Here is a 20,111-nt window from a genome sequence, read left to right as displayed (position 1 = left end):
AGCGCCGCAACGCGAGGCAGTTCGGCGCACTGTCACAACTGGGCGAAGGTCGGAGAGCGTCACCTTGGCGCCTTTGCCGCCAGCGGGAGGTCATCGAACAGCCTCGGCGCGCTGCCAAGCTGCGCACCTTCAACCTCGAGCATCTTGAGCTTCGTCGCGACGCCGCCAGCCGCCGAAAAGCCTGTCAACCTGCCGCCCACGCCGATGACACGATGGCACGGCACGATGATCGGCAAGGGGTTTTGGCCAAGAGCCTGTCCGACGTTACGGGCAAGCCGTTTGTCGCCGAGTTGCGACGCGATGGCGCCGTAGGTCGCTGTCTCGCCGGCCGGGATCGCGCGCGTTGCGCTATAGACTTGAGCCGCAAACCCATCGATCCCACCAAAGTCGCAGAGAATGTGGGTGAGATCCGTCCGTTCACCCGCGAGCAGAGCGGTCATCGACGCAATGGCGCGACGAATTGCGATCGGCGGCTCGCCCCTCGTCCCGCCTGTCCGCGCGGCCAGACGGTGGATGGTGTCAGCGGGGCTTTTGTCCTGAAGACGCGTTGCGACGACCCTGTCATTGCGCCAGGCAATGCCGCAGTCGCCGAGCGGAGTCGGAAAGAGCGCGTATCGCACCATGGTTCGAGCGTCATGCATGCTTGTACACCAACCGAATTGCTGTTTCTGAAATCTCTTCAGATGAACGAGATGCAGCCTGCCCGGCGACATTGAGCTTCCCTGCCTAAGCCATCCGGCGATTTCGATACATATCAGTCCTCGATTTTGCCGTCGTTTACGCCTTCATGCGAGCCATTTTGGGCAGCCGGGGCAAGCGCGGAGCACGATCAACGCAGCAAACTGGGGCGTCCTACTTCACAGCAAAAACGCGATGGATGGGACCGCCATCGCCCGTTCGGGACTTGGTCACGGCGATGATGTTATTGAGCCATGCATAGCGGGGATCGCCGGTTTCGAATTGCGGTGCCGCGCGGAAGTAGTAGCGCCATGCGCCTGCCGGATCGTCCGGTTTTTCGAGATCGGTCGCATATTCGGCATCTTCCGGCCCCGACCAGAACCGCCCTTGCCAGTGGACGTAAAGCAACGCGTTGTCGTGCGTCTCCAGGGAGAAACGCACATCGAGGACGCCCGTTCCATCTGGCCGGACGCGCACCCAGTCCGCCCCTGCGTCCGGCACGACGCGTCCGCGAAGGTGGGGGCCTTCGAACGTGCCGCCCTTTACGAGGAAGATGAGGCGATTTCCTTCGGGTGTCGGGCCTACGTCCATCGGCGGAAGGTGAAGCTGGACCCGCGCCTCAAACAAGAACTCCAACTCGGGAGGGCTGTCCGCATCCCAGCCCGCGGCATCGAGTGAAAGGCCACCGGAGCCCGGGTCCAGGGTATGAGCATTGCCGCGCCCCAAAAGCGCGCTTGCCGCATAAAGTCCCGCGCCGACAAACATACTTCTACGTCTCGCATCTGCCATGAACTGCCCTCCGCAACGGTCACACTCACACACTCATTTCGGGCTGGCGCCCGCCGCCCCGTGGCTCTGCAACGAGGCCGCTGCTACGCCATTTCAACAATCATGTGCGGTGCGCACATATTGTCAAGTTGAAATTCGTGCGCACCGCACATAAACTCGCATTTATGATTGACCGTACCGCCAATTTGCTCGGTGTCGTCGGGCTCGCTGTCGCCGACCGCATCGGAGACGCGGCGCGTGACATCCTTCGTCACGGCGGTGAAACCCCTGCGGCACTGGTTGTCATCGGATACGGCTCCGGCCCCTCCAACGATCAGCTGCGGCACATTCTCGGCTTGTCCCACCCGGGTTGCGTGCGCCTCGTCGACCGGCTCGTTGCCGATGGCCTCGTCGAGCGCCGCAAGGGGCGGGATAAACGGACGATCGCGCTTTACCTCAGCGAACGGGGCATGGCTCGACGCGAGGATCTCCTGAAGGGACGCCTCGCCGCCATCCGGCCCCTGCTGACCCCGCTGACCGCTCTGGAGCAGGAGACCCTCGCGACACTGCTGCACAAGATGCTGTCTTCAATGGAGACGACCGCCGACGACCGACGCACGCTCTGTCGCCTGTGCGATAATCGCGTCTGCACCAACTGCCCCATTCCGGCAGATGCGCTGGCCGAGACTTGACCGCGTGGTCTGCGGCCTCGCTCGAAGCGAGCGGTCACAGGTTACAGAATGATCGCGGCGCCCGTGAAACGTCGCGATCAGCAGCCTGTTTCCTGATAGATTTTCGTCAGAAACGGGATCAGAATGCCCGTCATGGCAACAGAGATACCGCAGGCTGCCGCCTATTTTGACGCCGACGACTGTGATCTGGCGGAATTCGTCGCGATCACGTCGGCCTCGCTGAACGCCAAGCAGGTTCCTCATGCCTCGGCTATTAAGGCGAGTATTCCCCTTTACGATCTATCCGCTCTCGGTCCGGCGCTGAACAGCCCGGACGCCCGCCGGGCCCTCATGGCCGAATGGGCGCAGGTGCTCGGAGACGGCTCCGGCGTTCTGGTGCTTAAGAACGCTTACGCAGACACCGCCTGCATCGATGCCGCGACGCAAATCTTCAACCGCATTATCGCGGCGGAAAAGCAGGCCAAGGGCGGCGGCGCCGACCACTTTGCGACGGCCGGCAACAACGACCGGATCTGGAACGCACTCCAGAAACTCTGTGAGCAGGCGCCGGACGTCTTTGCGCTCTATTTCTCGAGCCCCGCCGTGGATGCCGTCTGCGAAGCCTGGCTCGGCCCCGGTTACCAGATGACGGCGCAGGTCAATCTGGTGCGCCCCGGCGCGGCGGCGCAGGAAGCGCACCGGGATTACCACCTGGGCTTCCAGACCAACGAGGTCTCCAGGCTCTATCCAGCCCATGTCCACCTGCTCTCCCCCACCCTGACCCTGCAGGGCGGCATCGCACACTGCGACATGCCCGTAGAGAGCGGTCCGACCAAGCTCCTGCCCTTCTCCCAGCGCTATGCCGCCGGTTACACCGCCTGGCGCAGGCCCGATTTCCGCGCACACTTCGAGGCGCATTGCGTTCAGTTACCTCTCTCGAAGGGCGATGCCTTTTTCTTCAATCCGGCCCTCTTCCACGCGGCCGGTGCGAATAGCAGCAGCGATGTGCAGCGTATGGCCAACCTGCTCCAGATCTCCTCCGCCTTCGGCCGCGCCATGGAGACGATCGATCGCCAGGGCATGTGCGAGCGGCTCTATCCCGTTCTCTTATCACTCCTGGAGACCGGCAGGCTCTCCCCCGCCCGGCTCCAAGCCGTCATCGCCGCCTCCGCCGAGGGTTACTCCTTCCCGACCAACCTCGACCTCGACCCGCCGCTGGACGGCCTCGCGCCGGAAACCCAGCAGGCGCTCTTCCACAGGGCCTTGGCGGCCCACTGGACCGAGGATGCGTTCCGAGAGGCTCTGGTCCGGCAGGCGAAACGCCAGCAAAGCCGCTAAAACAAGAGGATAAACGCCGTTCCTGAGACCGCGAGCACGGCACCCACGAGGGCCTGCGGCCTCGGCGCCTGCCCTTCCTTCATCCAGAGGATCGGCAGGACCAGCACGGGAGAGAGCGAGCCCAGGACCGCCGCGACGCCTGCATCGGTCATGGCGAAGGCGTAGAGCAGCAGCGACGAGGAAATCCCGTAGCCGATAAAGCCCGGCAGGATGGTTCGGCCCAGCAAAGCCGGTGTCATGCGTGCCTGCGACCGGAAGACCCGCGCGGGCCAGAGCGCAAGCAACGAGATCACGAAGGCCGCCCCCAGCAGGCGGATGGCCGAGGCCGCCAAAGGCTCGGTCCCGGCCAGCATGGCGGGCTTCATGATCAGGAAGCCGAAGCCCTGGAAGGCAGTCGCCGCAACTCCAAGCAGGACAACACTAGTCATGGATCCCCGGATCTCGTCACTCTCAGAGGCTTCATTCCCGCCGAAGAAGATCGCGAGACAGACACCGCAAAGCGCTACCCCGGCCCCGGCCAGGTCCAGGATCGAAGGCGTTTCGCCAAGCCAGAGAAACGCCAGGACCGCGACGATCGGAGCTTTGAGCGACAGCAGCAATTCCGTGCGCCGGGGTCCACCGCGGCGCAGGCACTCGATCATGGCGAGATTGCCCAGGAGGATACCGAAACAAATGCTGACAGTGAAAGCGGGCCAATGGCTCCACGCCACCGTCGGCCAATATCCCAACAGCGAGCAGATCACGCTCAGGATGGCCGCGCAGGCGATCAACTGAATGCGAGTGAACTCAAAGGCACCGATCATCCGCGCGGGCCGCTGCGCCAGCACGATGCCCGTCGCCCAGCCGAACGAGGCCGCGAGGGCTGCAAAGGCAGGCAGAATCAGCATGACAGCTTCCTGAAAAACCGCTACGTAAAGAGTAGCAATAACTCGCTACATAAAAAGTAGCAAGAGGAGATCTCTCATGCCGTCCTCTATTCCCCGGCCCGGCGCGCCCGTGCGCGGCTCCAAGAGCGGAAAACCCATCATGGCCCTCTTCGACCTGCTCGGCCGTAGCTGGGCGCTCGGTGTGATCTGGCAGCTGTCGAACGGCCCGATGACCTTCCGGCAGCTTCAGGAAAGCTGTGAAAGCGTGTCGCCAACGGTGCTGAACAAACGCCTGAAGGAACTGAAGGAAAGTGGCGTGCTCGCACGGGGTGACAGCGGCTATGAGCTCACGGCAACGGGCCGGGAACTCTTCACCCTGCTCGAGCCCTTCGGCGCCTGGGCGATCCGCTGGGCGGAGGGGCTTCCAGCAGACGGCCCGAGCGCTTAAGTTCTACCCACAGTCATCTCCCGCCTCCCGCCTCTAGCTTCCGGCCACCTGTAACGATCCAGAACCCATGATGAGCTTTGCCGAACGTTATCTGAACAGATCCCTGCTGCTCGAAATCTGTCCCGCGCTGGTTTTCTTCGTCGTGAACTTCGGCTGGGGCCTCATGGCCGCGACAGCGGCGGTCATGCTCACCAGCCTGGTCGTGGTGGGCACCGGAGTCGTCCTGGACCGCAAGGTTCCTGTCCTCGCGGTCGTGACCCTGGCTATGGTGCTGCTGCTGGGCGGCGCAAGCCTGGTTTTCCAGGAAGAAATTTTCATCAAGATCAAACCGACCGTCGGCAACTGTCTCTTTGCGGCGGCCCTCGGCGTCGGCCTCCTCTTCAGGCCCAGCTTCCTGGTGCAGACGTTCGGCGGGCATATCCAGCTCACGGAAGAAGGCTGGCGGGTCCTGACCCTCTCCTGGATCGCATTGGCGCTCAGCTTGGCGGGGCTGAACGAAGTGGTCTGGCGGACGCTGGAAACGGATCACTGGGTGATCTTCAGAACCGTCCTGACCCCGTTTGCGATCCTCGGCTATATCCTGATCACGCGCCTGCTCGCGGAGTACTATTGGCTGGAGGATGAGGACGAGGAGGACGAGGACTGAGGTTCGCAAGCCGTGCGGTGACGTTCTGGCCAGGGAATGACCTTGACCTGCGGCCAGAGATCCCGGCAGCGCGCCGCCTTCTCGTCGTAGGTGCCCTTGTTATCGAGCTTCGGGTTGGGCCGCAGGGTCATGCTGAAGACATCCTCCAGGCCGAAGGGAGCTTCGATGGTCAGCACGCCATTCTCCTCCAGCCGGACCGCGACCGCGTGAGTCGTGGCGGCGTAGCGTGTCAGGCTCTCCGCCGCACTGCGGAGCGGCGCATAGGGCGAACCGAAACGCTTCTGATACCACAGGTGTACGCGTGCCTGATTGCGGGTCTCCACCGGGATGCGTACATCCGACAGGGCGAACGCGGCGTTGCTGCGCGCGATCACCCGGTCCTCAGCCTCCCAGCTCAGATCGCCGCCGTCGAAGTAGATCAGATCGATATCCTTGAGGCCGTAACCCGAGGCCCTTCCGCTCAAAGCATTCCAGACCGTCTGGTAGATCGCCCCGCTGGCGATGAAGCAATCGGGTAGGTCGAGGCTGCGCGCCACTTGAAGCGCGGACCAGATCTGCCGGTCTGCGCGGAGGATGTCATGGAGCCGCTGGCGCAAACCGGCATCCGGGTCAGAGCTATCCGATTCACGGGCGTCCAATTCAGGACCTTGGAGTTCAGGGCTGGCCACTCTTGCTCCCGGCATTTGGGTCCTGCGCTGCGCCCGCCCGGGCAAGCTGCAGACGCTGTTTCACGATCTCCGAGATCGGTACCAGGGCAAAGCCGCGTTTGCGGGCCTCGGGCAGCCACTCGGCCAGGACCTCGAGCGTCTTGTCATGGGGATGGCTGATGCCGACAGCATAACCGCGGCTGCGCGCCTGCTCCTCAAGCTTGGCGAGCTGGGCGCGGATCGCGTCGGGATTCGTGTGGTCGTTGTCGATGAAGATATCGCGCTGGGCAAAGGGCACCCGGAACAGCGCCGCCGCCTGCTCCGCCTGGCTCTGGGCATTTGTGCGCGAATCCAGGAACAGCAGGCCGCGCTTGGAGAGCTCACTCATCACCAGGCGCATGCCGGGCCCGGATCCGGTGAATTTGCTGCCCATGTGATTGTTCACCCCGACGTATCCGGAGAAGCGCTCCAGGTTCCATCGGATGCGCCGCTTCAGCTCCTCGGGGCCCAATTCTGTCAGCAGGGCGTTTTCGCCGGGGTTCTGGCTGCTCTCTTTCGGCTCCATGGGCATATGGACCATGAGTTCGTGGCCGGCCTGGCTTGCCTTTGTGGTCAGATCCTCGAGATGATTGGCGTAGGGCAGAAAGGCGAGCGTCAGGGGCGCAGGCAAGGTGACCGAGCGGCGGGCGTTGCGGAGATTGGGGCCAATGTCGTCGATGACCACGGCGATCATGGGTTGCCCCCGGTTCGCTCTCGGGGCTGTGGCATTTCTAAGCCATAACGGTGGGATAACTTGCGCTTGACCCTGGTTTTCGGAGGTTTCGGGTTTTACCGGGTTCTGTAACGTTGCAGGACTTTCAATAGCGGCGATTTCGGTCTGTGGTTCAGGGGGCGTTTCAGGCCCAGCCACAGGTGACGGAACCTTATCCGGCTCACTTGTCTGGACAACTTCAGGCCCCGCAGTTTTTTCTTGAGGAACGCTGTCTAATTGACTGTTACCTGGAAGCTTTTCTATCTCGACCCGCGTGTCGCTGACGACCGTGTCGGTAATGCGCAGCTTGTCCATATCGAGCGGTTCGACCGGTCGCTGCGGCCGCGGCACAAGAGCGGTTTGCGGTTCGGCCGTACTTGACGCTGCAGACTCGGTCGGCGACTCGGGAGCAGCCGGAGAAACCTCCGGTTCCGGCGGCTCTGCGGCCTCGTCCAGCAGGACCACACCGGCATAGAGCCCGCCGATCACCACGACCGGCAGCGCCAGGGCAGGCAGCAAAATCTTAAGCCAGGACAGGGCTCTAGGCCCTGACGCTCGCTGTTTCTCCTGCTTTTTTTTCGCTTTCCCAGCCACCGTCAGGCTTTCACTTTCCAATCCGAGGTCCCGCCTTTCAGGGCGGCGCGCATCAGGCGGCGCATGAAGGCGCGCATCCTGCCACGTTTACCACAATACGCAACAGATCCTGCCGATCCTTTAAGCTTTTGGTCGCTCCGCAACTCGGGTAAATCGACGGGGCGGCCTCAAGCGTCTGAAATGCCTCGCAATTGGCAGTTACGAAGCGCATATCTGCGATGCGCGGCCTCGCTTTCGCGGCCATTCGCAACCTGCTATAACGGCCCGGGGCGCGTCATGGGCCCTGCGTCATCTTCGGAAAAGACCCAGATAAGTCATTGAAATGCTGTTACTCATCGATAATTACGACAGTTTCACCTACAACCTCTATCACTTCCTCGGCGAACTCGGCGCACAGGTAGAGGTCTGGCGAAACGACAGCATGACGGCCGAGGAAGCCCTGGCGCTCAAGCCAGAGGGAATCGTGATTTCACCGGGCCCCTGCGACCCGGACCGCGCCGGTATCTGTCTGGAGCTTATCGAAAAAGCCGGGGGAGACTACCCGATCCTGGGGGTCTGCCTGGGTCACCAGGCCATCGGGCAGGCCTATGGCGCCGAGGTGGTCCGCGCGCCCGAGCCCATGCACGGCAAGCTGAGCCCGGTCAGTCATGAAGGCGGCAGCGTTTTCGCCGGCCTTCCCTCGCCCCTGACCGCGACGCGCTATCATTCCCTGACCCTGGCACCCGAGAGCATTCCGGATTGTCTGGAGATCACCGCGCGCACGGAAGACGGTGTGATCATGGGCTTGCGCCACAAAAATCTGCCGCTGCACGGTGTCCAGTTCCACCCCGAGAGCATCGCTTCGGAGGAAGGTCACGCGCTGCTGGACAACTTTTTAAAGATAACGAAATCAGCGGCATGACCAAGGCTGCTGAAGCAGGGGGAGAACGCCGATGAGCGGCGACATGAATGATCTCAAAGGCCTGATCGCCCAGGTGGCGACCGGCCGGCCACTCTCAACACTGGAGTCGGAAACCGCATTCGGCATCATGATGTCGGGCAACGCCACGCCGTCACAGATGGGCGGCTTCCTGATGGCCCTCAGGGTCCGCGGCGAGACGGTCGAGGAACTGACCGGGGCAGTGCGGGCCATGCGCGCCAAGATGCTGACCGTTGAGGGCCCGGAAGACGCCATCGACACCTGCGGCACCGGCGGCGATGCCAAGGGAACCCTCAACATATCGACGGCTTCGTCCTTCGTGGTCGCAGCATGTGGTGTTCCGGTGGCGAAGCACGGCAACAGGGCGCTCTCTTCCAAGAGCGGCGCCGCCGACGTTTTGATGGCCCTTGGTGTGAACATCGACGCCGAAGTTTCGATCATGGAAAAGGCCCTGAAGGAGATCGGCACCTGCTTCCTGATGGCACCGCGTCACCATTCCGCTGTGCGCCACGTCGGCCCGACACGGGTCGAGCTCGGCACCCGCACCATCTTCAACCTGATGGGGCCCCTATCCAATCCGGCGGGCATTAAGCGCCAGATCATGGGCGTTTTCGCGCCGGAATGGGTTGAACCACTGGCTAAGGTATTGAAAAGCCTTGGACACGAACGCGCCTGGATCGTTCACGGAGCCGACGGCCTGGATGAACTCTCGACCACCGGTCCGTCCCGCGTGGCGGAGCTAAAAGACGGCGAAATCAAGACCTTCGAGGTCACGCCTGAAGACGCCGGCTTAAAGCGCGGCACGATCGAGGGACTGCTGGGCGGCGATGCGGAACAGAATGCAGCGGCTCTCTGGGCGCTGCTGGACGGGGAAGCCAGTCCCTTCCGCGATGCCGTGCTGCTGGGCTCGGCGGGCGCACTGATCGTGGGCGGTAAGGCCCGGGACCTGAAGGAAGGCGCCGAGATGGCCGCGGAAGCCATCGACAGCGGCGCGGCCAGGAAGGTCCTGATCGATCTGGTCGAGATGACCAATCCGGGATCAAGCGCATGAGCGATGTCCTGCAACGCATCTGCGACGACAAACTGGCCTTTGTCGCGGCCCGCAAGCAGCAGACACCTCTCACGGCCCTGGAAGCCGCGGCGCAAACGGCAGACCCGGTCCGGGGCTTTGCGCGCGCGCTGGAGAGCCGTGCGCGAGCCGGCCGCTACGGCCTGATCTGCGAGATCAAGAAAGCCTCGCCCAGCAAGGGATTGATCCGGGCCGATTTCGACCCGCCCCAACTGGCGCGAGCCTACGCGGCGGGCGGTGCGACCTGCCTTTCGATCCTAACGGACGAACCCTATTTCCAGGGGCACGACAGCTATCTGCAGGCCGCCCGCGCCGCGGTGTCCCTGCCGGTGTTGCGCAAGGATTTCATGCTGGATCCTTATCAGATCGTGGAATCCCGGGCGCTCGAGGCCGACTGCGTGTTACTGATCATGGCGGCGCTCAGCGATGCTCAGGCGGCTGAACTGGAAGCCACGGCGCTCGATCTGGGCATGGATGTCCTGGTGGAGGTGCACAACGCCGAGGAACTGGAACGGGCTCTGGCGTTGAAATCGCCGCTGCTCGGGGTCAACAACCGGAACCTCAAGACCCTTGAAATCGACCTGGCAACCACCGAAAGCCTTGCCGCGCGCGTCCCGGCGGGCAAGCTGCTGATTGCCGAGAGCGGCCTCTACGCCCCGGAGGACCTGGCCCGAATGGCGAAGGTCGGCGCGACCACCTTCCTGATCGGCGAGTCCCTGATGCGGCAGGACGACGTGATCGCCGCAACAGCTGCCCTTCTGGCACAGCAAACTGCGCCGTTGGATAACGAAACACAGCCGTTAAGCTCAAGCAGCACCTGAAGACCGGAGGAAAGAGTGTCCGAATTCACGCATTTCGATGCGGAGGGAAACGCCGTTATGGTCGATGTCTCCGAAAAGGAGACCACCGAACGGATCGCCGTGGCCAAGGGCTCGGTGGTTATGCAGCCCGAAACCCTTGAGCTGATTGCCGAGGGCAGCGTCAAGAAAGGCGATGTCCTGACGGTCGCCCAACTGGCGGGGATCATGGGAGCCAAGCGGACCGCCGATCTCATCCCGCTCTGCCACCCCCTCATGCTGACCTCGGTAAAGCTGGAACTCAGCCTGGATACGGCGCGCTCGGCGGTCGACGTCACGGCGCGCTGCAAGGTCTCCGGGCAGACCGGTGTTGAAATGGAAGCGCTGACCGCCGTCTCCGTCGCCTGCCTGACAGTCTACGACATGTGTAAAGCGGTCGATCGGGGCATGCGCATTACGGAAGTCCGCCTGTTGCATAAGTCTGGCGGCAAATCAGGTATCTACGAGGGAATTTGATGCTATCGGTCGAAGAAGCGCTCGCGCGGGTCCGCGCGGCTTTTGCCCCCCTGCCCGCTGAGAGCGTCAGCGTTGCCGAAGCGCTGGGGCGGGTTCTGGCCGGAGACGCGGTCTCCCGCGTGACCCAGCCGCCGCACGACGTGTCGGCCATGGATGGCTACGCCGTACGCGCCGAAGACGTAACCTCCGCCCCGGTCACGCTGGAAATCGTTGCGCGCGTCCCGGCCGGTGCTTCCTACGAAGACGAGGTCAAGCCGGGGCAGACGGCCAGAATCTTTACCGGCGCCCCCTTGCCGCGCGGCAGCGACACGATCGTCATCCAGGAAGACACCGAGGCCGACGGCGACAGGGTCACGGTCAAAAGCACCCCGGCCAAAGGCCACTACGTGCGCCCTGCCGGTCTCGATTTTCGTTCGGGCGATGTCGGCCTCGAAGCCGGGCGGCGGCTCACGGCGCGCGACATCGGCTTTGCCGCTTCAATGAACCTGCCCTGGCTCAACGTGCGGCGCCAGCCCCGGGTCGCGATCCTGGCAACCGGCGACGAGGTCGTCATGCCCGGCGATCCGAAGGGTCCGAACCAGATCATCAGCTCCAACGGCTTGTCCCTCGCCGCCTTCGTCAGGGCCTGCGGCGGAGAGCCCATCAATCTTGGCATCGCCCCGGACCAGCAGGACAAGCTGGCCGCCATGGCCGAAGGTGCGAAGGGCGCCGACCTGCTCATTACCTCGGGCGGTGCCTCCGTCGGCGATCACGATCTGGTCCGAACCGGTCTGGTCGACAGCGGTCTGGAAGTCGATTTCTGGAAAATCGCGATGCGGCCGGGAAAACCGCTGATCTTCGGCAAGATCGCGGGTACCCCCATGCTCGGCCTGCCCGGTAACCCGGTTTCCAGCCTGGTTTGCGCAGTCCTCTTTGTCCGGACAGCGCTTGATGAGTTGCTTGGTATCCAGGAGGACGCCCTCGCGCTGGAAAGCGCAGTCCTGGGTGCCGACCTCCCGCCGAACGATCACCGGCAGGACTATCTGCGCTCAAAACTCAGCCTGGATGACCAGGGCAGACGCGTTGCGACCGCTTTCGGCCGTCAGGACAGTTCAATGCTGGCAACCCTGGCGCGGGCGGATTGCCTTATTGTGCGCAAACCGAACGATCCGGCGCTGACAAAAGGCACAGCTGTGGACATTCTACCGTTGAGTGGAAAGTTCTCCGGGGTTTAGAATTACCGGGCGTTGTTTTTGAGACTCTATCTCAAAAACGAGGTACATTTTGCGAACTCTTCCCGCATTGCGCGTTTTTATCCACAGAAGGCTTGACCGAAAACGTGAACTAAACTAGAACATGTGGTGACGTTTTTGTTTTGTTCTACATTTAGTGCCTGTCGCGTTCATTTGAGCAGATGTATTCCAGGGCAGATTCGAAGCCGCGTTTGCAGAGCAAAACGCGTTCGAACAGGCCGGAGGATACAATCGAACGGGGCATGCACTCGTAGGTCACTTTCACGGAGAAACTTCGCATGCTGACAAAGAAGCAGCACCAACTCCTTATTTTCGTTCACGAGCACCTCTCGCAGCACGGTGTATCGCCGTCGTTCGATGAAATGAAAGAGGCGCTGGACCTGAAATCCAAGTCAGGTATTCATCGCCTGATCACCGCGCTGGAAGAACGGGGCTTCATAAGACGGCTTGCCCACCGTGCCAGAGCCATAGAAATACTTCGCCTGCCGGAAGATCTTGAAAAGCAGCCTCAGGCGAGCGGCGGATTTACGCCCAGCGTTATCGAGGGCCGCTTTTCGGGGATTTCTCCCAGCAACGCGCCGCCACCCGATCCCACCGATTCCGAGGCCCTGCAACTGCCGCTCTACGGGCGGATCGCGGCGGGTACACCGATCGAAGCCCTGCGCGACTATTCGACCTACGTCGATGTCCCTTCGACCATCCTTGGCCATGGTGAGCACTACGCGCTTGAGGTGGACGGCGACTCGATGGTCGATGCGGGCATTCTCGACGGCGATACAGTGATCATTGAGCGCACGGAGTCCGCGGAAAACGGCGCGGTCGTGGTCGCTCTGGTGGATGACGAAGAAGCCACCTTGAAGCGTTTACGCCGCAAATCCGGCGCCATCGCCCTGGAACCGGCCAACAAAAACTACGAAACCAGGATTTTCCCGCCGGAGCGCATTAAGATCCAAGGCCGGCTTGTCGGGCTGTTGCGGCGCTACTGATTTGCGGCGCTACTGACTTACTGCCGGAGCGCCAAGAAGAGTAAGCGGGGGGATGTCGCGCGCGCCGCTTCCGCCCCGCTCCTTCGGCCCCATCGGCCCATCCTCCACAGAAGATCGCTTGCGCCACTTCCGCACCGTCTTAGGGTTGATGCCGTAGTGCTCGCTCAGCTCTTGGACCGAAGCTTTCGATCGCTGTATCGCAGCTCGGACAGCATGAGTCGTAGTGGCGCTGCCGTGTAGTACCTGTCCCATAGTGCTTCCTTATCGATGGTCTTCAATGTGATACCACCACACCGTGGGACTATACACCTAGGGCTCACCGCGAAGGAGAACCCAGGGTCTTTTGCCACGGGTCTGCGCAACGGATTTGATCTGAATGTCGTCCCCGGTGATCCAGAGGGCGTGAGCGCCGTTCCGCCAGAGATCGAAACGGTCTATGACCTCTTCAGGAAACGCGCAAGCACGCCTGATCGGGACGCGGCTGATCATGATATCGACGAGCGCGCAGTCTTCGGCCAGAGCGCCGGCGGCCCAGGCGAGCGCAACTTTTCTGCCCTTCAGCTCCACGATACAGCCCATCGGGTCGCAGTTTGGTTGCCCAAGTGGATTTCCACGGCTCTTCGCCGCGGGATCCAGGCCGGCCCGCCGAGACCAGATTTCAGCTGCGAAACGGTTGACGGCCGCATTGGAGCGCCACAGGGATCCGTCGCTGAGCCGCACGGCTGCAAGACGGGCGTCGGCGCTGATCAGAATGTCCGGTGGCCTCCAGAGCATGACCGAGACGATTGAAGCAGCGAGCGGAACAACCCCGAGATATCGCCAACGACCGGTCCAGATCGCGAGCCAAAGGCCGCCAAGCGACGCGGCAATCAGGCCCCAGACCGGCATGGCCGGGATCTTCAAAGCGGCAGCCGGCCAGGCGGATACCGTCGTCGCCGTGGCGACCACGCCGTCAATGCCCAGCCCCATGAACCACAGGGGAAAGGCCTCCAGCCCGAACGGCATCAGCAGGAACGCCACGATCGCCCAGGGCATGATCCAAAGGGCCGTAATTGGCACCGCGATCACATTGGCAAACACGCCGTAAAGTGCGAGATGGTTGAAGTGAAACACGGCGTAGGGCGCCGTCGCGACCGTGGCCAAGCCCGAAGTCAGGGCGATTCCAAGGCCGTAGCGCCAAAGACTGCCAAGACTCCAGAAGTCTCGTCCGCCGGAGGCAAAGAAACCGCGCCGCCCCTCATAGGCCGCGATCATCACCGTAACGGCGGCAAAGGACATCTGGAAGCTCACGGACAGCAGACTTTCAGGCGCCAGAAGAAGCGTCGCCATGGCCGCCCAGGCGACCAGACGCATGGAAAGCGCGCGGCGGTCGAGCAAGACAGCCAACAGCATCAGGCCGGTCATGAGGAAGGCCCGCTGGGCCGGTATGGTGGCGCCGACCAGCATGAGATAGGCAAAAGCCCCGGGGAGCGCGACAAGGGCCGCCCATTTCTTGATCGGGTAATTGAGGGCCAGCGCCGGGATAAGGGCCAGAATCCCCCGTAAACCGAAGAAGAGACCGGCAGCAACCAAACCGATGTGCAATCCTGAAATCGCCAGCAGATGCGCCAAACCGGCATCCCGCAGCGCCTGCAGCTGGCTTTCCGGTATCCGTCCGCGCTCGCCGGTCATCAATGCCGCCGCAACGGCCCCTGCATCACCAGGCAATGCGGTGACAATCCGCTCGGAGAGGCGATGACGGAGATCAGCCCACCAGATTTCCCAGGACTGCCGGACTTGATCCGAAACAAGGGCTTGTGAAGCCTCTCTGGGCAAAAGCTCGAAGCGTCCATAGGCAAAACCAACCGCGCCGAGCCGCTTGAAATAAGCGGCACGGGCGAAATCATAGGCACCAGGCGCCGCCGGTTCGGGCGGCGGGCCGAGCTTCGCCCTGCCCCGCACCCAATCGCCCGGATAGAGCCCTTGCGCCCCTGTGGCGAGTGTCACACGAATTCGCTCGGGCGTCTGTTCGGCCGGAATCCCGCGGATCTCAGGCATTTCGAGAACGAGACGCTCGCCGCGTTTGCGGGGTTCGACCGTTACGATCCGCCCACGGACCTCCGTCGGTCCGGTCGAGCGTTCCAGGATCGGCGCATTAAGGTTGAGCGTCCGAAGCTGCGCCATGCCGAACCCCAGGGCCGCAAAGACAAGCAGCAGACTCATCAGCCTGCAGGATTGCAGGCGTGCGCTTTGTCCGCGATAGGTGAGCGCCAAAGCACTGGATGTCAAAATCAGCAGAGTGAGCCCGGCCCACGGCGAGGGTTCAACCGGAAGCGCAAAGTAAAGACCGATTCCCACCCCGAAAATCACCGGAAGCCAAAGCGCCCAACGGTCTCTTTCCGCGTGAAACCAGACACTTGGTGCGCTCCAGTTAAGCTCTCCCGGCAAGTGGAGGGAGGACGGCAGAAGACCAGCCGCCGCGCCGCGCACCCAACGCCATCCCGCCCTGTCCCTTATCCCGGTTTCAGCCACGCCGTTCCCCATTTCCATCTCACGAAAGCAGGAAACGGGCCGAAGAACAACCAAATGGCGCAATAAGACCTTATTCCGCGACAGGCGGCGATAGAGACATCCTAGGGAAAACCGCCGTATCTGGTGGCACATCGACTAAGTCTGTCCAGATGTTGGCTTCAGCGGCCAAGACGCTCCGAAACCAACGCAGCGGTCAGCCCACTTGCCGTTGAGCTCTTTGTTTCAAGCGTCAGGCAGGCCGTGGCCTGCCCGAACGTTATCGCGTCCGGAATCTGCACGCCCAGCATCAGGGCGTGAAGGCAGCCCGCCGCGAAGGCATCTCCCGCACCGTTTACATCGACCACCTTCGCCGGGTGCGCGGGATAGGCGGTGATTTCTCCCTGGTCGAAGTGAAGAAGTCCGTTCGCCCCACGGGTCATCAGTATGGAGATGCCCTGTTCCGCGCTGAGACTGGCGCCGGCATGGCGGAGCGCGGCCTCATCCTCTAGATGAACATCGCTCAGCGCCGCAAGTTCCGCCTGATTACAAAACAGAAGATTGATGTTTTTTAATGCACTAGATAACCGCCCTACTTTCGCGGGCGAAATCGCCGCGGCTGCAAGTCGCAGGCCTTGTGAACTGTAGTGGCTGGTCAGATCCTCAAGAACGCCAGCTGGAAGGTTGGCGTCCAGGAACGCGAAATCACCGGAAAGCGGCGGGGATACGCTTATTTCCTCCACCGCTTTCAGAAGCTCGGCAGAGGTGAGCCCGTCGTAGATGGCCATATCCGCCAGACCCGCCACAAGATCCCCCGTCTTCTCAAGGATGGCGGTGTAATTGGCGCTTGCCTGGCCCCGCCGGTGGATCAGCCCCTCGCAGGAGAGCTCCAAAGCCGACAGAGCGCCCGCCACCCGGGCGCCCTCCGAATCGTCTCCGACCGTCGAAATCAGATAAACGTCGTGCCCGAAACGCTTGAGATTGAATGCAGTATTCAGAGCGGCGCCGCCGAGCGTCGTCTCCACGGCCACCGGGTTGGAGGCCCCCGGGACAAACGCGGCCTTGCAGCGTGCCGTGCGGTCGATATGCGCCCCACCGAAGCAAAAAACGCGTGTCATAACACCTCATCCAGGACAAAGACCGTCTGCTGCATCCGGCCCGACGGCCTGCGGGCAAAGCAGAAACCAGAGCTATAGCCGCTCGGCCGCACAAGCTCCAGAACCCAAATCATCCGCAAAAATGCTGCAGATCTCTGCCTGCGCCCTTTCCTTGGCATGGCAGCAGCGCATTTGATGTGCTAAAGAGCCGTTCTCTCGCCTTGGACACACAGGGCGGACTCACTCAAAACACTCTTTTGGACAAAGACCATGCCCGAAACCGCTTCGCGGGTCGTTACCCGCTTTGCACCTTCACCTACAGGGTTCCTGCACATCGGCGGTGCACGAACCGCGCTCTTCAATTGGCTGTTTGCAAAACACCATGGCGGCAGCTACCGCCTCAGGATCGAAGATACCGACCGAAAACGCTCCACCGACGAAGCGATCGAAGCGATTCTTGACGGGCTGGATTGGCTGGGCCTCGATTGGGATGGGGACGTGTTCTACCAGTCCAAGGGCGCGGAACGTCATGCGGCCCTCGCCCGTGAACTGCTGGCCCAGGGTAAGGCTTATCATTGCTACTGCAGCCCGGAGGAGCTCGACGCCATGCGTCAGGCGGCCCGCGCGGAGGGACGCCCGGTACGCTATGACGGGCGCTGGCGCGACCGCGACCCCTCGGAGGCGCCGGACGGCATAGATCCGGTCGTGCGCATCAAGATGCCCCAAGAGGGTAGCACGGTCATCAACGACCTGGTCCAGGGCGAAGTGACCGTCGGCAACGACCAGCTGGATGACATGGTTCTTCTGCGCGCGGACGGGACGCCCACCTACATGCTCTCGGTCGTGGTCGATGATCACGACATGGGCGTCACCCATGTGATTCGCGGCGACGATCACCTGACCAACGCCTTTCGGCAATACCAGCTCTATCGGGCCTTCGGCTGGGATGTGCCGGCCTTTGCGCATATTCCGCTCATTCACGGCCCTGACGGCGCGAAACTCTCGAAACGTCACGGTGCGCTTGGGGTAGAAGCCTATCGGGACATGGGTTACCTGCCCGAGGCATTATGCAACTACCTGCTCAGGCTGGGCTGGGGCCACGGCGATGACGAAATTATTTCGATCGCCCAGGCCATCGAATGGTTCGATCTGGACGGAGTCGGCAAATCGGCATCCCGATTCGATTTTGCCAAACTTGAGAATCTCAACGGGGTCTATCTGAGAGAAGCGGAGGGCGCGCGCCTCACCAGGCTGGTCTGTGAGCGCATGGCCAGCGAAGATGGGCAAACGCCTGATGAATCCGCGGTTGAGCGCCTGGGTCTGGGGATTGACGGCCTCAAGCTCCGCGCGAAAACCCTCAATGAACTGGTTGAGTCTGCAAGGGTCTATACGAACCAGCGGCCCCTCACCTTCAATCCGAAGGCGCAAAAGATTCTCTCAGAGGAGGCTGTCGCCCGCCTCGCGGCGGTGAAACCCGCCCTGGAAGCCCTGGAAAGCTGGGATGAAAGCACGATCGAAGCGGCGGTTCGCGACTTCGCCGAATCGGCCGAGCTGAAGCTGGGCAATGTGGCTCAGCCTTTACGGGCTTCGATCACCGGCTCCAACGTCTCTCCGGGCATATTCGAGGTAATGTCGATCCTTGGGAAAGAGGAATGCCTGGCTCGAATTTCCGATGTGTTATAGGGGGTTAACCGTTTTCTTTTGCAATGCAGCACAACGGTAATTGATTGATAAGCATTCAGAAACTATGCTCCCGCACAAATTAAGATGAATGCGACGTAGAAGGGAAGATGCGATGACAGACGCGAAAGCAAACTCTAAAGGCTTCACCCTGACGGACAAAAGCAGCAACGAATCCTGGGACTTGCCGCTGCTTGAAGGAACGACAGGGCCATCCGTCATCGACGTAAGGAAGCTCTACGCTCAAACGGATTGCTTCACCTACGATCCGGGCTTTACCTCGACCGGCAGCTGCGAGTCGAAAATCACCTACATCGACGGTGAAGAAGGCATCCTGATGCACCGGGGCTATTCCATCGAGGAACTGGCCGAGAAAAGCGACTTCATGGAGGTCTGCTATCTGCTGCTTCATGGAGAGCTTCCGAATGGCTCCGAAAAGGAGAACTTCGAAAGATCAATTACTTACCACACTATGCTTCATGAGCAGATGATGAACTTCTTCCGTGGTTTCCGGCGGGACTCGCACCCGATGGCGATCATGGTGGGTGTGGTCGGTGCCATGTCCGCGTTCTATCACGATTCGACCGATATCAGCGATCCGCACCAGCGTATGGTCGCCTCGCACCGCCTGATCGCGAAAATGCCGACCATCGCCGCCAACGCCTATAAGTACTCGGTCGGTCAGCCCTTCGTATATCCGCGGAACAATCTGAACTACGCCGAAAACTTCCTGCAGATGACCTTCTCGGTCCCGGCTGAAGACTATGTCGTCAATCCGGTGCTCGCGCGCGCGATGGATCGCATCTTCATCCTCCATGCCGATCACGAGCAGAACGCCTCAACCTCGACGGTCCGGATCGCCGGTTCCAGCGGTGCCAATCCCTTCGCCTGTATCGCTGCGGGTATCGCCTCTCTCTGGGGGCCGGCGCATGGTGGTGCGAACGAAGCCGTTCTGAAGATGCTGCAGGAAATCGGCCACAAGGACCGGATCCCCGAGTTCATCGAACGCGCGAAGAATAAGGACGATCCCTTCCGCCTGATGGGCTTCGGCCACCGGGTCTACAAGAACTACGATCCGCGCGCTGCGGTCATGCGGACCTCCTGTCATGAAGTTCTCGCGGAACTCGGGGTCGAGGATCCGCTGCTGGAACTGGCTATGGAACTTGAGAAGCTGGCTCTGAGCGATCCTTACTTCGCTGAGAAGAAGCTTTTCCCGAACGTCGACTTCTATTCAGGTATCATCCTGAAAGCGATGAACTTCCCGACCTCCATGTTCACCGTGCTCTTCGCCCTGGCCCGCACGGTCGGCTGGGTCGCGCAGTGGAAGGAAATGATTGAAGATCCAAACCAGAAGATCAGCCGCCCGCGGCAGCTCTACACGGGCCACACCGCGCGCAGCTACACCGAGTTGAAAGACCGGTAGTCTCTTTTGCCAAGCATGAAAAAAGGGCGCTGGTGTCTCGACCAGCGCCCTTTTTCTTTGTCACTTTTGGGCCTCTTTTGGGCCTCTGCCGGACTTCTTTACTTGCGCTCAATCAGCTCGATTTTGTAGCCGTCCGGATCTTCGATAAAGGCGATCACGCTGCCGCCGTGTTTCATGGGCCCGGGCGGGCGGGGAATGCTCACGCCCTCCTTTCCGAGCGCTTCACAGGTTCCGTAGATATCCGGCACACCGAGCGCCAGGTGACCGAATGCATCGCCCAGATCATAGGGTTCTTCCTGCCCCCAGTTGTGGGTCAGCTCGATCACCGTGTTGTCGGTCTCATCGCCATAGCCGACGAAAGCGAGTGTGAATTCGCCGCTCGGATAGTCGTTCTTGCGGATCAGTTTCATACCGAGGTGCCGGGTGTAGAAATCGATCGATTTGTCCAAATCCTTCACGCGGATCATCGTATGTAGAAACTTGAAGTTTTCCGACATT

Annotated in this window: 20 protein-coding genes and 1 pseudogene; 12 read left to right on the top strand and 9 right to left on the bottom strand. The window is 61.6% G+C overall.

Translation table 11 applies throughout. The features are described 5' to 3' along the window. Positions 1 to 59 precede the first annotated feature (59 nt). Positions 60 to 641, bottom strand: coding sequence for a methylated-DNA--[protein]-cysteine S-methyltransferase (locus FKG95_RS15910; protein ID WP_218940220.1), 582 nt, complete (start codon positions 639 to 641; stop codon positions 60 to 62). 211 nt (positions 642 to 852) lie between these two features. Beyond that, on the bottom strand, positions 853 to 1,467 hold the full coding sequence (locus FKG95_RS15905) for a DUF3237 domain-containing protein (protein WP_218940219.1): 615 nt from the start codon (positions 1,465 to 1,467) through the stop codon (positions 853 to 855). A 164-nt stretch (positions 1,468 to 1,631) separates the two neighbouring features. On the opposite strand from FKG95_RS15905, the gene FKG95_RS15900 reads away from it, so the two are divergent. Then, entirely contained in the window at positions 1,632 to 2,138 is a 507-nt protein-coding gene (locus FKG95_RS15900) for a MarR family winged helix-turn-helix transcriptional regulator (RefSeq protein WP_142897373.1), read from the top strand. Between the two features lie 132 nt (positions 2,139 to 2,270). Then, entirely contained in the window at positions 2,271 to 3,455 is a 1,185-nt protein-coding gene (locus FKG95_RS15895; RefSeq protein ID WP_218940218.1) for a phytanoyl-CoA dioxygenase family protein, read from the top strand. Here the strand turns inward: FKG95_RS15895 and FKG95_RS15890 are convergent. Further along, positions 3,452 to 4,342: a DMT family transporter gene (locus FKG95_RS15890; RefSeq protein ID WP_142897371.1), complete on the bottom strand. Its 891-nt coding sequence runs from the start codon at positions 4,340 to 4,342 to the stop codon at positions 3,452 to 3,454. The two genes, FKG95_RS15895 and FKG95_RS15890, sit on opposite strands and share 4 nt — an antisense overlap. A gap of 76 nt (positions 4,343 to 4,418) precedes the next feature. Here FKG95_RS15890 and FKG95_RS15885 point away from each other — a divergent pair, with 76 nt between their 5' ends. Then, positions 4,419 to 4,769 carry a winged helix-turn-helix transcriptional regulator gene (locus FKG95_RS15885; RefSeq protein ID WP_142897370.1) on the top strand — a complete coding sequence of 117 codons (351 nt, stop codon included), beginning with the start codon at positions 4,419 to 4,421 and terminating at the stop codon, positions 4,767 to 4,769. Positions 4,770 to 4,836: 67 nt separating this feature from the next. Beyond that, positions 4,837 to 5,415 (top strand): inner membrane-spanning protein YciB, encoded by a 579-nt coding sequence (locus tag FKG95_RS15880; RefSeq protein WP_142897369.1) that lies wholly within the window; start codon positions 4,837 to 4,839, stop codon positions 5,413 to 5,415. Here the strand turns inward: FKG95_RS15880 and FKG95_RS15875 are convergent. Together FKG95_RS15875 and FKG95_RS15870 are read right to left on the bottom strand one after the other, a co-directional pair. Continuing rightward, positions 5,376 to 6,083, bottom strand: coding sequence for a nucleotidyltransferase family protein (locus FKG95_RS15875; RefSeq protein WP_218940217.1), 708 nt, complete (start codon positions 6,081 to 6,083; stop codon positions 5,376 to 5,378). The two genes, FKG95_RS15880 and FKG95_RS15875, sit on opposite strands and share 40 nt — an antisense overlap. Then, entirely contained in the window at positions 6,070 to 7,428 is a 1,359-nt protein-coding gene (locus tag FKG95_RS15870; protein ID WP_142897367.1) for a divergent polysaccharide deacetylase family protein, read from the bottom strand. Before FKG95_RS15870 ends, FKG95_RS15875 begins: the two co-directional genes overlap by 14 nt. 301 nt (positions 7,429 to 7,729) lie before the next feature. Here FKG95_RS15870 and FKG95_RS15865 point away from each other — a divergent pair, with 301 nt between their 5' ends. The 6 genes from FKG95_RS15865 (at position 7,730) to lexA (ending at position 12,926) form a co-directional block, all read left to right on the top strand. Next, complete coding sequence (locus FKG95_RS15865) at positions 7,730 to 8,308, top strand: anthranilate synthase component II (RefSeq protein ID WP_142897366.1); 579 nt, start codon at positions 7,730 to 7,732, stop codon at positions 8,306 to 8,308. Between the two features lie 31 nt (positions 8,309 to 8,339). Continuing rightward, positions 8,340 to 9,377: an anthranilate phosphoribosyltransferase gene (gene trpD / locus FKG95_RS15860; protein WP_142897365.1), complete on the top strand. Its 1,038-nt coding sequence runs from the start codon at positions 8,340 to 8,342 to the stop codon at positions 9,375 to 9,377. After that, complete coding sequence (trpC, locus tag FKG95_RS15855) at positions 9,374 to 10,216, top strand: indole-3-glycerol phosphate synthase TrpC (protein WP_142897364.1); 843 nt, start codon at positions 9,374 to 9,376, stop codon at positions 10,214 to 10,216. The genes trpD and trpC overlap by 4 nt, the downstream gene beginning before the upstream one ends. 15 nt (positions 10,217 to 10,231) lie before the next feature. Beyond that, positions 10,232 to 10,708: a cyclic pyranopterin monophosphate synthase MoaC gene (gene moaC, locus FKG95_RS15850; RefSeq protein ID WP_142897363.1), complete on the top strand. Its 477-nt coding sequence runs from the start codon at positions 10,232 to 10,234 to the stop codon at positions 10,706 to 10,708. Next, positions 10,708 to 11,922 carry a molybdopterin molybdotransferase MoeA gene (locus FKG95_RS15845; RefSeq protein WP_142897362.1) on the top strand — a complete coding sequence of 405 codons (1,215 nt, stop codon included), beginning with the start codon at positions 10,708 to 10,710 and terminating at the stop codon, positions 11,920 to 11,922. Before moaC ends, FKG95_RS15845 begins: the two co-directional genes overlap by 1 nt. Positions 11,923 to 12,218: 296 nt before the next feature. Continuing rightward, on the top strand, positions 12,219 to 12,926 hold the full coding sequence (gene lexA, locus FKG95_RS15840) for a transcriptional repressor LexA (RefSeq protein WP_142897361.1): 708 nt from the start codon (positions 12,219 to 12,221) through the stop codon (positions 12,924 to 12,926). 78 nt (positions 12,927 to 13,004) lie between these two features. Here lexA and FKG95_RS15835 read toward each other — a convergent pair. The 3 genes and pseudogenes from FKG95_RS15835 to FKG95_RS15825 form a co-directional block, all read right to left on the bottom strand. Then, positions 13,005 to 13,178: pseudogene (locus tag FKG95_RS15835) on the bottom strand (helix-turn-helix domain-containing protein); the annotation flags it as partial. A gap of 57 nt (positions 13,179 to 13,235) precedes the next feature. Next, entirely contained in the window at positions 13,236 to 15,437 is a 2,202-nt protein-coding gene (locus tag FKG95_RS15830) for a ComEC/Rec2 family competence protein (protein ID WP_179954119.1), read from the bottom strand. 158 nt (positions 15,438 to 15,595) lie between these two features. Beyond that, positions 15,596 to 16,531 carry a carbohydrate kinase family protein gene (locus tag FKG95_RS15825; protein ID WP_142897359.1) on the bottom strand — a complete coding sequence of 312 codons (936 nt, stop codon included), beginning with the start codon at positions 16,529 to 16,531 and terminating at the stop codon, positions 15,596 to 15,598. A 249-nt stretch (positions 16,532 to 16,780) separates the two neighbouring features. On the opposite strand from FKG95_RS15825, the gene gltX reads away from it, so the two are divergent. Then, positions 16,781 to 18,193: a glutamate--tRNA ligase gene (gltX, locus tag FKG95_RS15820; RefSeq protein ID WP_142897358.1), complete on the top strand. Its 1,413-nt coding sequence runs from the start codon at positions 16,781 to 16,783 to the stop codon at positions 18,191 to 18,193. 112 nt (positions 18,194 to 18,305) lie between these two features. After that, positions 18,306 to 19,613, top strand: coding sequence for a citrate synthase (locus FKG95_RS15815; RefSeq protein ID WP_142897357.1), 1,308 nt, complete (start codon positions 18,306 to 18,308; stop codon positions 19,611 to 19,613). A 98-nt stretch (positions 19,614 to 19,711) separates the two neighbouring features. Here FKG95_RS15815 and gloA read toward each other — a convergent pair whose 3' ends face one another. Beyond that, positions 19,712 to 20,110, bottom strand: a complete 399-nt coding sequence (gene gloA, locus FKG95_RS15810; protein ID WP_142897356.1) for a lactoylglutathione lyase — start codon at positions 20,108 to 20,110, stop codon at positions 19,712 to 19,714. Position 20,111: the final 1 nt, after the last annotated feature.

This window comes from Denitrobaculum tricleocarpae, assembly GCF_007004665.1.
GTDB classification, from domain to species: Bacteria; Pseudomonadota; Alphaproteobacteria; order Kiloniellales; family Kiloniellaceae; genus Denitrobaculum; species Denitrobaculum tricleocarpae.
This window is presented reverse-complemented; position numbering and strand designations above follow the sequence as displayed.